The sequence below is a fragment of the Flavobacterium psychraerolatum genome (genome assembly GCF_025960985.1).
Classification (GTDB): Bacteria; Bacteroidota; Bacteroidia; order Flavobacteriales; family Flavobacteriaceae; genus Flavobacterium.
Window position 1 is genome coordinate 67,305 of record NZ_JAOQMX010000005.1, and the last position, 12,748, is coordinate 80,052.

Annotated in this window: 10 protein-coding genes; 7 read left to right on the forward strand and 3 right to left on the reverse strand. The window is 31.2% G+C overall.

Translation table 11 applies throughout. From position 1 onward, the window contains the following. The first annotated feature begins 249 nt into the window (after positions 1-249). The 6 genes from hxpB to M2326_RS03465 all read left to right on the forward strand — a co-directional run bounded on the left by hxpB (position 250) and on the right by M2326_RS03465 (position 6,852). Positions 250-900 (forward strand): hexitol phosphatase HxpB, encoded by a 651-nt coding sequence (gene hxpB / locus M2326_RS03440; protein ID WP_264618154.1) that lies wholly within the window; start codon positions 250-252, stop codon positions 898-900. Positions 901-1,154: 254 nt separating this feature from the next. Then, positions 1,155-1,655, forward strand: a complete 501-nt coding sequence (locus M2326_RS03445) for a nuclear transport factor 2 family protein (protein WP_264618155.1) — start codon at positions 1,155-1,157, stop codon at positions 1,653-1,655. A gap of 200 nt (positions 1,656-1,855) precedes the next feature. After that, positions 1,856-3,598, forward strand: coding sequence for an APC family permease (locus tag M2326_RS03450; RefSeq protein WP_264618156.1), 1,743 nt, complete (start codon positions 1,856-1,858; stop codon positions 3,596-3,598). Between the two features lie 131 nt (positions 3,599-3,729). After that, complete coding sequence (locus M2326_RS03455; RefSeq protein ID WP_264618157.1) at positions 3,730-4,566, forward strand: mechanosensitive ion channel family protein; 837 nt, start codon at positions 3,730-3,732, stop codon at positions 4,564-4,566. A 132-nt stretch (positions 4,567-4,698) separates the two neighbouring features. Then, positions 4,699-5,535 carry a transporter gene (locus tag M2326_RS03460; protein ID WP_264618158.1) on the forward strand — a complete coding sequence of 279 codons (837 nt, stop codon included), beginning with the start codon at positions 4,699-4,701 and terminating at the stop codon, positions 5,533-5,535. 153 nt (positions 5,536-5,688) lie between these two features. Continuing rightward, complete coding sequence (locus M2326_RS03465; RefSeq protein ID WP_264618159.1) at positions 5,689-6,852, forward strand: MFS transporter; 1,164 nt, start codon at positions 5,689-5,691, stop codon at positions 6,850-6,852. Between the two features lie 37 nt (positions 6,853-6,889). On the opposite strand, the gene M2326_RS03470 is transcribed toward M2326_RS03465, so the two are convergent. After that, the gene (locus M2326_RS03470) at positions 6,890-7,660 is read right to left on the reverse strand and encodes a sulfite exporter TauE/SafE family protein (RefSeq protein ID WP_264618160.1); all 771 of its coding nucleotides are present in this window, start codon (positions 7,658-7,660) and stop codon (positions 6,890-6,892) included. A 106-nt stretch (positions 7,661-7,766) separates the two neighbouring features. Here M2326_RS03470 and M2326_RS03475 point away from each other — a divergent pair, with 106 nt between their 5' ends. Continuing rightward, the gene (locus M2326_RS03475) at positions 7,767-8,288 is read left to right on the forward strand and encodes a DUF7935 family protein (protein WP_264618161.1); all 522 of its coding nucleotides are present in this window, start codon (positions 7,767-7,769) and stop codon (positions 8,286-8,288) included. Between the two features lie 2 nt (positions 8,289-8,290). Here M2326_RS03475 and M2326_RS03480 read toward each other — a convergent pair whose 3' ends face one another. Continuing rightward, positions 8,291-10,372 (reverse strand): M1 family metallopeptidase, encoded by a 2,082-nt coding sequence (locus tag M2326_RS03480; protein ID WP_264618162.1) that lies wholly within the window; start codon positions 10,370-10,372, stop codon positions 8,291-8,293. 172 nt (positions 10,373-10,544) lie between these two features. Beyond that, the gene (gene acs, locus M2326_RS03485) at positions 10,545-12,455 is read right to left on the reverse strand and encodes an acetate--CoA ligase (RefSeq protein WP_264618163.1); all 1,911 of its coding nucleotides are present in this window, start codon (positions 12,453-12,455) and stop codon (positions 10,545-10,547) included. Positions 12,456-12,748 lie beyond the last annotated feature (293 nt).

A 12,748-nucleotide genomic window follows, 5' to 3' on the forward strand; every position in this document is an offset into this window, starting at 1 on the left:
ATAAAAGAAGATTTTAATCTATTCTATTTTACATAATATAAATTATGATTCAAATTATAACAGTTTAATTTGTGATTATCCAATCTAAATTATTAGAACTATTTAATAGATTAATTTAACTTTTACTTTAATTATTCTTTTAAATATCATGATTAATAATTTATTAAATACAAAACAATTAACTATAGTCAAAAGGCAAATTATTAGCTTTGTAGTGAAAGAGAAATAAACAAATTTAAATTCTAAAAATTGAAAAAGAACACCTTTATATTCGATATGGACGGAGTTATAATTGATTCTGAACCAATTTGGCGAGAAGCCCAAATAAAAGTCCTGGCCAAGCAAAATGTTACCATAACAACTCAAGATTGTATCCTAAACACCATGGGCAAGCGAATTGATGATGTCGCTATTATTTGGTGTCAGCTTCACCAATTAACTATCGCTCCAAAAGAAATTGAAATACAAATCATTGATCTGGTAGTTCAATTAATAGGAATAAGAGGCAAATCAAAAGAAGGCCTTTATCAACTTTTGGATTACTTAACCCAAACAAATTACACAATTGCTTTAGCTACTTCATCAAGTATTCCAATCATTAATGCTGTCTTTGACAAACTTTCTATTGCTACTTATTTTAAGGTTGTGGCCAGTGCAGACAATGAATTGTATGGTAAACCACATCCAGCTGTTTACTTAAAAGTTGCCAAAGAATTACAAGTAACTGCAAGTGATTGCTTTGTATTAGAAGACAGCGTAACTGGTATGATAGCAGGAAAAGCTGCTGTAATGACTACAATGGTTATTCCAGAAAACAAAGATGATCCTAGATTTACTTTAGCTGATGAAATTTTCGAATCTATGATTGAAGTAATAGATTACTTGAAAGAATATAATTAACTATATATGAAATATATAAAATAAATTTCAATAGTTATATTATAGAATTTTATTAGATATTGATAGTTGGTACAAACAGTGATTTAATCAAAATAAGACCTACTAATATCATTAAAAATGTGGACTACTTCCCTACTCGATCAACATTATAAGCTATCGTTACAACAAATAGTACACGGATTGTTTAATATCTGATTTACAAATAAGTGGTATCAATCAAATAATTTATTATTTTAGTACACTAATTGCAAAAAATGACAGCAAACGAAGAAACTATTCAAAAATTTTATTCCGCTTTTTCAAAATCAGACACCAAAACAATGTTTAAATTTTATGCTCCAAATATAAAATTTATGGATCCTATTTTTGGTTCTTTAATAGGTATGGATGTCCTCTCGATGTGGTCAATGTTAATTAGTAAAAGTAAAGGAAAGATGGAAATTGTAGTCTCCGATATTAAAGCTGATGATTTTATTGGTTCTGCACAGTGGATTGCGACTTATACTTACAGTGCCACTAATAGAAAAGTAGTTAATATAGTGACTGCTAATTTTCAATTCAAAGATGGTTTAATTTTTAAACATACTGATAATTTTGATATTTGGAAATGGTCTCAACAGGCCTTAGGTTTTATTGGAGTACTATTTGGCTGGACAGGATTTATGCAGCAAAAAATACAAGACAAAGCACTTCTCTCATTAAAAAAATACAAAACAACAATAAGTAAACATAACTCTAATACTTCTGTTCAATAGAGGTTTTACTTGGATTAAAACTAAGATTGAAATATAATAGAATGAAAATAACATTAAGTTAGTTAATAAAACATTACTGATTTCTCTGGTATCCTAATAAAAAATTATTATCATCGAAGAATGTTCGATTTTTAATAAATAATAATTGGGGAATAATTAACAAACGATTACCTTGCGGCGGATTATCTAAAATTTATACAATGAAAAAAGTAATGCATAAGAAGTTAAATGAGTTACAAGCCACAGCGATTTGTGGAAATGACATTAGTTCTTCCTGCTTATATGTATCCGCACTTACAATTATGTATGCCGGACAATATGCATGGATTTCCTTATTATTTGTAGCAGTTGTTCTTTTTTTATTTAGAAAAATCTACGGAGAAGTAGTCGGAGCCTTACCTCTTAATGGTGGAGCATACAATGTACTTCTTAATACCTCTTCAAAGAGATTAGCTTCTATTGCTGCAACACTTACCGTATTATCCTATATGGCGACAGCAGTAATTTCTGCCTCAGAAGGAATGCATTACTTACACAATATAGCACCTGCCATTAATATTACAATTGCTACTGTTATTATATTATTGATATTTACGGGATTAGCTATCATAGGTATTGGAGAATCTGCTATCGTGGCGGTAGTTATTTTTATTACCCATTTAAGTACATTGACTTTATTAGTTATAGCTTCTGTATCGTTCATATTTATGAACGGTTTAGATGTTTTCAGTATGAATTGGAGCCTCCCTATCACATCCGGAACTATTGTTAATGCTTTATTCTTAGGGTTTTCGGCAGCAATGTTAGGTATTTCTGGATTTGAGAGTTCAGCCAATTTTGTTGAAGAACAAGAAGCAGGCATTTTTCCTAAAACGCTTCGTAATATGTGGGCAATTGTTAGCTTCTTTAACCCTGTAATTGCTTTATTGCTTATTTGCATCATACCCTTGGCACAAGTTGGAGAACACCAAGAGTCGCTTTTAGCCTTTTTGGGAGCAACCACTGGAGGATCTTGGCTAGCTTATTTAATTTCTATTGATGCTGTTTTAGTTCTTTGTGGTGCAGTATTAACATCATTTGTAGGGGTTTCAGGGTTATTAAACCGTATGACGCTGGATAGAATTTTACCTAATTACTTTCTAAAGCAAAATAGTAGAGGTTCAAATTACCGTATTATCATAAGTTTCTTAATCCTTTGCATATCAGTTTTACTAGTTACAAAAGGTGATATTGTAGCACTTGCGGGTGTTTACACCTTCTCATTTTTGGCAGTAATGGGATTGTTTGGAATCGGAAATTTACTTTTGAAATTTAAACGTAAAAAATTACCTAGGCCAGAGAGAGCGCGTGGTTTAGCAGTAGTTATTGCTGTAGCCTTAATTATTACTGCTTTTATAGGAAACATAAAGTTAAACGTAGATTCATTCTATACCTTCCTTCAATACCTAGTACCAGCATTTGGATTTGTTGCCATTATGTTGAATCGTTCGTTACTAATTCGTCTTTTGATAGAAGCTTTAGAATACTTTTATCAACCTTTACGAAAAATGGTGATCTTTAGTAATCGTTATTTGCATAAAATGAACCTTAAAATTGAATCGCAAGAGTTTGTGTTTTTTACGAAAGGAGATGATGTAGCCATCATCAACAAAGTGATGCAATACGTCCAAAATAATGAATCAACGAAAAAGTTAAAAATTGTCAATATTAATAAAGATCATGAGAATAATGACTTACTAATTTCTGATTTAAAAGTATTGGATAGAGCATATCCAGAAATTGATATCGAGTTTATTGAACTTGATGGTGTTTTTGGTCCAGCAATTATCGATACCCTATCAAATAAATGGAAAATTCCAAAAAACTTTATGTTTATTGGTTCCCCTGGTGATCGTTTCTCTTATAGAGTTTCTGAACTAGGTGGTGTACGTCTAATTATGTAACTCTCTCATAAACAAATTACTTTACCCCAGGATAAAATTAAAAATATTTTTATTCTGGGGTATTTTTTTTCATAATAAATCCTATAAATCACTTTATTTGCATTTTATAAACTAAATATTTTTTATTAATAATGAATGAATTTCTCACCTATACCCTTTTAAAATCTGGTCATTTTACTATTACTGTGACTAGTATCTTAATGATTGTTACATTCATCTTTGGTACCTTAATTTTTTTAAAAATAATTAAGAAAACAATTTATAAGACCCAAAAAATAGATTTTGCTAAAAAGTATTCTATTTATACCTTATTAAGGTATTTTATTCTTGTATTTGCTTTTATTTTTGGATTACAATTTTTGGGTTTCAACCTATCGGTATTAGTAGCTGGCTCTGCAGCCCTATTAGTTGGTGTTGGTTTAGGTTTACAAAACTTGTTTAGTGACTTTGTTTCTGGAATTGTTTTGTTAATAGATTCTTCTGTTAAAGTAAATGACATTATTGAAGTCAATGGATTAGTTTGTATTGTTAAAGAGATTAATTTGAGAACAACAACTGTACTCACTCGTGATGACAAATACATCATCTTACCCAATACCGATTTAACTCACAATCAAATTATAAACTGGACACATAATAATCTTTCATCCCGTTTTGAAGTTAACGTAGGTGTCGACTACAATTCAGATGTTACATTGGTGATGGATATTTTACAACAAGCTGTGGATGAACAGCTAGGTGTACAAAAAGATCCTAAACCGTTTATAAGACTTACCAATTTTGGTGATTCCTCTTTAGATTTTTCGATAATTTTTTGGTGCGAAAATGTTTTTAGAGTAGAAAGTCTTAAAAGTGAAATGCGAATCAAGATATTCCAACTTTTTAAAGAAAGTAATATAACAATTCCGTTTCCACAAAGTGTTATTCATTTTAATGAAAAAGAAATTTTTAATAATAATTCAAAATAAGTGTCAGGCTTTGGATTTATGAACGACTAAACTAGTGAATTTACCAATTTAACTCTTATTTGTGCTTTAATAAGCTTAATATTTGCTTTCGAAAGGTGAATAATATAGTAAACCAAACCTAAATATTATTTTATGAAAAAAACTTACCTCTCATTATCCGTACTAGCCATAGCTCTATTTACACAACTTTCACAAGCACAAAGTCCTTGGACCAAAGAAAAAGGAAAAGCCTATGTTCAAGTTGGTTTTTCGGGTTTATTTTATAATTTAGCTCAAATTGATGGTGTAAAAACAACACTGAATGCAGATTATTCAGATGTAACGAGCCAAATTTATACCGAATACGGTCTTACAGATAAATTGGAAGCACAGTTTATCCTTCCATATAAATTTATAAATGTAACTTCCACAGTAAATACTAATTCGGCTAGCCTATCTGGATTAGGGAATATAACTTTAGGTTTAAAATATAAAATTCATGACAAAAACTGGAAAATAAGTACTGGATTACAATATATTGCCAATACCATTGAATCAGGAACTGGAATTGACGGGAAGAATCTAAGTACTGGTTTTGCTGCTAATACTTTTGTTCCCTATGTTACTGCTGGAACAAGTAATGGAAAATGGTACTATTTTGGAAACATAGGCTATGGCTATATGACTAATGACTACTCTGATTATCTTAAATTTGATGCTGAATTAGGTTATAGCATCGTGCCAAAAGGACATTTAATTTTGGCTTTTAACTCTAAAAATGTAGTCTCAAAAGAAAAAGCATTTGACAAAAACAGTACTAAATGGCCATCTTACTTAGACCGTCAAACTTATAATGCATTGGGTTTAAAATTTAATTATGAGTTTAAGCAAGATAAATTTGGTGCTAATTTTGCTGTTTTTGGTGCTTTTGGAAATGAAAATGCTCCTTTAGCTCCTTCTCTTAATCTTGGAATTTACACCAAATTATAAATAACAAAATAGAATATTTAGCTAGTTAAAAACTGCAAGTCCGTATCAAGTTGTATCGCTACACTTGCTTACGGACTTATTACTTAGATTGAAATTTACTAGACTTTTCTGAAAATCAACAAATCAAGTAAATTTTAAAATCACTAATCATACATGAAAAAAGTTTTAGTAATAATCGTTTTATCTCAATTTTTATGTACTTCATTATGGTTTGCGGGTAATGCAATTTTACCCGAATTGATTCAAAGGTTGGGCATTTCAAGTAATTTTTTGGCTCATAGTACTAGTTCTATTCAGTTAGGATTTATTCTAGGTACATTATTATATGCACTACTTGCTATAGCGGATCGTTTCTCTCCTTCACTTGTCTTTTTTATAAGTGCACTTTTAGCCGCATTTTTTAACCTAGGTGTCAACTTGCCTAATCTTACACCTGAAATTTTATTATTAGTCCGTTTCTTAACAGGGTTCTTTCTAGCTGGAATTTATCCAATCGGAATTAAGATTGCAGCTGATTATTACCAAGAAGGTTTAGGAAAATCATTAGGTTATTTGGTTGGAGCATTGGTTTTGGGGACCGCTTTTCCTCATTTTATAAAAAGTTTTACACTAAACTTGCCTTGGGAATATGTTGGTTATTCAACTTCGTTATTTTCTGTTTTGGGGGGATTTTTATTATACTTGTTAGTTCCAGACGGACCATATCGTTCCAAAGGTTCTACATTCAAAATTACAGCAATTTTAGACGCTTTTAAAAATCAAAAATTATCAGCTGCTGCGATTGGGTATTTTGGACATATGTGGGAGTTATACGCCTTCTGGACTTTTGTTCCATTGATGATTCAGCAATATTATAAAAACCACCCAAATCCCCAAACTAACTATTCGTTATTAAGTTTCTTTATCATTGCAATTGGTAGCTTGGCTTGTGTTGCTAGTGGGTATTTATCCAAAAGAGTCGGGACAAAAAAACTTTCTCAAATCATTTTACTACTCTCTACATTTTGCTGTTTACTTTCTCCATTGTTTTTACAAAATAGCTCAGAAGTAGGTTTTAAACTATTTTTACTGTTTTGGTCGTTAGTAGTAATTGCTGATTCACCACTTTTTTCAACACTAATTGCTCAAGAATCACCACAAAATAGTAGAGGATCAATTATTACAATTGTGAACTCTATTGGTTTTTTGGTAACAATAGTAAGTATTCAGCTAATTAGCTATTTTATTAGCGCAACTAATACTGTGTATATATTTATCATTCTTGGTATCGGCCCCATAATTGGACTATTTTATCTTAGAAAAAAAAGTAAAATATAAGGAAACTATATTAGCATTTTATTCCAAAAAGGACTTATTACTTATTCCAAAACACGTCATATGCAAAACGGATTAATGTCCCTACAACCACTACCAAAAAAAAGACTCTAATAAAACCGTTTCCTTTGTTTATAGCTACTTTTGCCCCAAACCACCCTCCTATTGCATTGCAAAATGCCATTGGAATGGCTATCATCCAAATAATTTTACCTTTAATAATAAATAAAACGATAGAACCAAAGTTAGTTGCCAAATTTACCATTTTAGCATTAGCAGAAGCATGTAAAAAATCAAATCCCATCAAGGCAATAAAAGCAACTACAAAAAAACTACCTGTACCCGGACCTATAAAGCCATCATACATACCAACTATAAAACTTATTAAAACTGCATTTATAAGTTGTTGGCGTTTGCTAAGATTTTTTTCTACTAGTTGTCCAAAATTTTTCTTGGCATAAGTATAAATTGCCAATAATGACAGTATAAACAGTAATAAAGGTTTCATGAAATCATTACTTACATACGTCAATAACGTCGATCCAGCAAATGCAGACGGTATTGCAACAATCATCATTAAGAATAATAATCGCCAATTCATGGTAACCTTTTTCAAATATTGAAATGCAGCAAAAGAAGTACCACTAAAAGCGGGTATTTTTAAAGTTCCAATGACAGTTGATACCGGTAGGTTTGGTAATAAAATTAATCCCGCTGGTGTCTGTATTAGTCCACCTCCTCCCACAATAGCGTCAATAAAGCCTGCAACAAATGCTGCCACGCACAACATAATCAATATATAATTTTCCATAAATCGGTAACAAAAGAATCAATTTGCAAAAATAAGATTTCAAAATTGATAATGCTGATATAATCTATTCAAAATTATATATTTTTGTGACTTAATTTGAATTATAATGGACTCAACTCAATTGATAACACTACTCTCATATACAATTCCTTCAATAATAACAGGAGCTGTGGCCTCTTACCTATTCGATGCACATTTTAAGGACCAACAAAATACGAGACGCTGGTTGCTAGAAAAGGAAAATAAGCCTGCAATTTTACCTTTACGTTTACAAGCGTATGAACGCATGATCTTATTTACTGAACGTATTAATCCATCGCAATTATTAGTACGTGTACAACCCATTTCAACAGACAAAATAGATTATCAAAACTATTTGATTGCACAAATTGAGCAAGAGTTTGAGCACAACTTAACACAACAAATATATATATCAGCAAAATGTTGGTCTATTATCTTGACAGCCAAAAATGCTACAATTCAAATGATACGACTTGGCGCTCAAGATGAAAAAACTACAGATGCTAATAATTTGAGAGCTTATATATTAAGTAATTTATTAGATAAATCAACTCCAAGTAATACCGCTATCGCCTTCATTAAAGGTGAAGTAAGTGAATTATGGTAAGTTTATAATTCATTCAATAAGCGATTCAGTTGAAATTTTTCAGCTTCATTCAATTGTGGTAGAATATGCTCAAAAGTGGTCTTCATTCCTGCTTCTTTGAGCATTTTACGTATAGAATCTCTACCGAATTTAGAAAACTGCCACATATGATGTGTGGTTGCTTTGACCAAATTAATTAAGACTACATCATTGATAATTTTAAAGCTTATTAATCTCTCAAGTGCATTCTGTCTCGTGATTGCTTCATACTTCGGACTAGAATACTGGATTAATTCAGCTATTAAGGGAGGTTTATCGGTAATGTAATTTGGGGTTGAAAGTGCCAATGATAACCATAAAGTTCGTAAATTATAATCATTAAATCCTATCCACCTTTTTGATTGTTCTAGGTATTGAAATCTTTTTTCTGGAAAATTACTCCACAGATAATACAATGCCAATTCTTGCGTTTGATACGATTTATCCTTTAATAAAGTCTCATATTTTAAACGAAAATCCTCTGGTATTTTGGGAATTAAAGCTGCTATTTGCTGTCTTAATTCTACTTCATTAGTATTTAATGCTGCATCAAAAAGAGGTTTTTTATCTTCCCATTTTTCATTTTTTAATTGATTTAAAATTGCTTTTTTGACTATAATATTACTATCTGAAACTAATATATCTTTAAAAATAATAATTTTATCAGATAATTTAACTCCTTTCATACCTTCAATTTTAAAGAGTAACTGAATCATCTTATTCTTCAATAACAACTCATTGGACTTAGGCGTATTAAACACGTAACCCTCAAGCCATACTTTACTGAATTTATCTAAATCATAATTAGAGAATTTCTTGATTTCAGTAAAGAAATCGGAGGTAGTAACCGTTTTGTATTGATATTTTTTAAGATAGGATTGAACTGCTTTTGCAAAAGCTTTTTCTCCAATTTCATTTTCTAAAACGAATAAAGCCCAAGCTCCTTTTTGATAAAAACTTAATGAACTTGCTTTTGCATTCAAAATCGGAATACTATCCGTGCGAGAAGCATATTTTATCTGCTGTGCCGATTCATACATTTTGGCATAAAAATAATCCTCTCCTTTTAATTCTTTCTCCGTCAAAAGTGCATAATATGTAGCAAACCCTTCCTGAAGCCAATGATGTGTACCATTTTTTGCTGTAACTAAATCACCAAACCATTGGTGAGCCAATTCATGTGCATTCACATTGGTATAACTTCTATCTTCAAAACCAATAGAATCTACAACATAACGACTCGAAAAAATGGTTGCAGACGTATTTTCCATACCAGCATAAAGAAAATCACGAACCGGAATTTGACGGTACACTTTCCAGGGATACTTCACACCTATCTTGTTTTCTAGAAAATCAAAAATCTTTTTAGAATCTCGGTAGGTAGTTTCAAATTTTGCTGTATCAGACATCTCAAGATACATTTCTAATGGAATACCCGAGTCTGATTTCTCCTTATACAAATCATACTTTCCAATTCCGAGCATCAATAGATAAGAACTCATAGGATTATTCATTTTATACTTCCAAACTGTTTTTTTAAGGCCTTCAATTTTTGCTTTCAGAACACCATTTGTAGTAACCTGATATTCTTTATCGAAAGTGATTTCAAGATTAAAAATCATTTTTTCATTAACGTCATCAAAACTTGGATACCAGTTGCTGGTATAACGTCCTTGTCCCTGCGTCCAAATTTGTGATGGTATTTTAGATTCTCCTGATAATTCAAAGTCACCAACAAAATACAAAGCTTGATTAGGAATTACTTTATAATCCAATTCTAATTTGTATTTTCCTTTTTTAAATGGAGCAATCAATAGTAATTCTTTTTCCGTATTAGTATAAATAATTTGTTTACCATTTACTAATATATTTTTAAAAGTCATCTTTTGAGCATCAATCCGAATTGTATCAATAGCTACCATCACTTTAAACTCATAATTCACTTTCCCAGAAATAGATTTATCTTGAGCATTGAGCTCAATTTTTCCACAAGATTTTATAAAATCAACAGATTTTACTTGTTGCCCAATTGCAATGTAGGAAAGCAGCAGAAAAAGATATTTCATAGGAGTTAATTATTTTCTAATGGTCAAAGTTACAAAAGGTTTTTAATATTTTTTTAGTGCTATATAAAGTAAATTCTTCGTAAATCTATTTGAAAAAACTTATAAATTAAACAAAAAAAATACTCAATAGATAAACCATGAGTATTTTTTTTTATTGTATTGAAATAGATCTTTACTCTATCCTACCTTCTTTAATTTCTTCTACAATTTCAGGGTTTAGTAATGTGCTAGTATCACCAAAATTTGAATAATCACCCTCTGCTATTTTTCGCAAAATACGACGCATGATTTTACCAGAGCGTGTTTTTGGTAATCCAGATACATATTGAATTTTGTCTAATTTGGCAATTGGTCCAATATGGTCTGCAATATGTCTATTTATTTCCAAGAATAAATTTTCTTTATTTCTTAATTCGCCTGTTTCTTTCAAAATTACAAAACCGTATAATGCTTTTCCTTTTACGTCATGAGGAAAGCCTACAATAGCACTTTCAGCTACAGCTGGGTGCTCATTGATTGCATCCTCGATGGGTGCAGTACCTAAATTATGACCCGAAACAATCACTACATCGTCTACACGACCAGTAATACGGTAATAACCAACTTCATCTCTTAAAGCTCCATCACCTGTAAAGTATTTACCTGGAAATTGAGAAAAATAAGTTTCTTTGTAACGCTCATGATCATTCCAAATAGTTCGTGCAATACCTGGCCATGGAAATTTGATACACAAACTACCCTCTTGTTGATTACCTTCAATTTCATTGCGCTTATTATCCATAATCACAGGTTGAATACCTGGTAATGGCAAAGTAGCATATGTTGGTTTTGTTGGTGTTACAAATGCTATTGGCGAAATCATAATTCCACCAGTTTCTGTTTGCCACCAAGTATCTACTACTGGACATCTTTTTGCCCCCACATGGTCATTAAACCAATGCCAAGCTTCTTCATTAAGTGGTTCCCCAACAGACCCAACAACTTTTAATGATTTGAAAGGGTATTTCAATACGTAATCTAAGCTTTCTTTTGCAAGAGCACGGATTGCAGTTGGAGCAGTATAAAACTGCGTTACTTTATGTTTTTCAATTACTTCCCAAAAACGACTGAAATCTGGATAAGAAGGTACTCCTTCAAAAATCACTGTTGTCGCACCGTTTAATAAAGGTCCATACAAAATATAAGAATGCCCTGTAATCCAACCAATGTCAGCAGTACACCAAAAAATATCATTTTCTTCGTAATTAAATACGTTCTTAAATGTGTAAGCTGAATAAACCATGTAACCAGCTGTAGTGTGTACCATTCCTTTTGGCTTTCCAGTTGAACCCGAAGTATAAAGGATAAATAAAGGATCTTCAGCATCCATAATTTCTGCAACACTATTATCAGAGGCCTCATCAAGTAAAGGTTGCAAATAGACATCCCTACCTTCTTTCATTGTGATGGGCGAATTGGTTCTCTTAACTACTAAAACAGAAGTGACACTTGGACATTTTTCTAATGCTTCATCAACAATAGGTTTCAAAACAATAGTTTTATTACCACGGAATCCACCATCAGAAGTGATAACCATTTTACATTCACTATCGTTAATTCGACTTGTTACTGCTGAAGAAGAAAACCCAGCAAATACTACTGAGTGTATAGCACCAATACGTGCACAAGCGAGAACAGAGACAGCTAATTCTGGAATCATTGGTAAATAAATACAAACTCTATCTCCTTTTTTAATTCCTTGTTCACGCAATACATTTGCCATTTTGCAAACACGTTGGTGAAGTTCGTTATAACTAATATGTAAGGCTTCTTCTTCGGGATTATTTGGCTCAAAAATAATAGCCGTTTTTTCACCTCTTTTATTTAAATGTCTATCAATACAATTCTTTACAATATTAACCTTAGCTCCAGAAAACCATTCAACTTCAGCTTCAGCCATATTAAACTCTACTACCTTGTCCCATTGTTGGTACCAAGTAAAGTTTTCTTCAGCAATTTTCCCCCAAAATTTTCTAGGCTCACGAACCGATTTATTATAGTGTTTAAAATATTGTTCTAAATTGTCTATTTTATAGTAACTCATCTTTTCAAATTTTGCTTAAATATATTAAAACTCTATTAATTGTTGAAAGATTTTGGAAATACCAGAGAAACCCCTCAATAATCAAGTTTTGTAAAACTAATATTTTTTTTTGTTATTTACTAGTTTGCTTCCAAAATCAAAGCTAATATAGAACAACAAAATCATTTCCTATAAAAACACCATAAATTTCACCAAAAAGAGATACTCCTGATCGCTTTAAATACAGAAATATTACAAGTAATTACTCTTTTATAAATTAGTATAATTATACCAATTAGGCTGGATATTGAATT

Excerpts from the sequence above, each read along its gene's own strand:
- M2326_RS03470 (WP_264618160.1), bottom strand. The coding sequence starts at position 7,660 with ATGGAAAATTATATATTGATTATGTTGTGCGTGGCAGCATTTGTTGCA.
- M2326_RS03465 (WP_264618159.1), top strand. The coding sequence starts at position 5,689 with ATGAAAAAAGTTTTAGTAATAATCGTTTTATCTCAATTTTTATGTACT.
- M2326_RS03480 (WP_264618162.1), bottom strand. The coding sequence starts at position 10,372 with ATGAAATATCTTTTTCTGCTGCTTTCCTACATTGCAATTGGGCAACAA.
- M2326_RS03445 (WP_264618155.1), top strand. The coding sequence starts at position 1,155 with ATGACAGCAAACGAAGAAACTATTCAAAAATTTTATTCCGCTTTTTCA.
- M2326_RS03450 (WP_264618156.1), top strand. The coding sequence starts at position 1,856 with ATGAAAAAAGTAATGCATAAGAAGTTAAATGAGTTACAAGCCACAGCG.
- M2326_RS03460 (WP_264618158.1), top strand. The coding sequence starts at position 4,699 with ATGAAAAAAACTTACCTCTCATTATCCGTACTAGCCATAGCTCTATTT.
- M2326_RS03455 (WP_264618157.1), top strand. The coding sequence starts at position 3,730 with ATGAATGAATTTCTCACCTATACCCTTTTAAAATCTGGTCATTTTACT.
- M2326_RS03475 (WP_264618161.1), top strand. The coding sequence starts at position 7,767 with ATGGACTCAACTCAATTGATAACACTACTCTCATATACAATTCCTTCA.
- acs (WP_264618163.1), bottom strand. The coding sequence starts at position 12,455 with ATGAGTTACTATAAAATAGACAATTTAGAACAATATTTTAAACACTAT.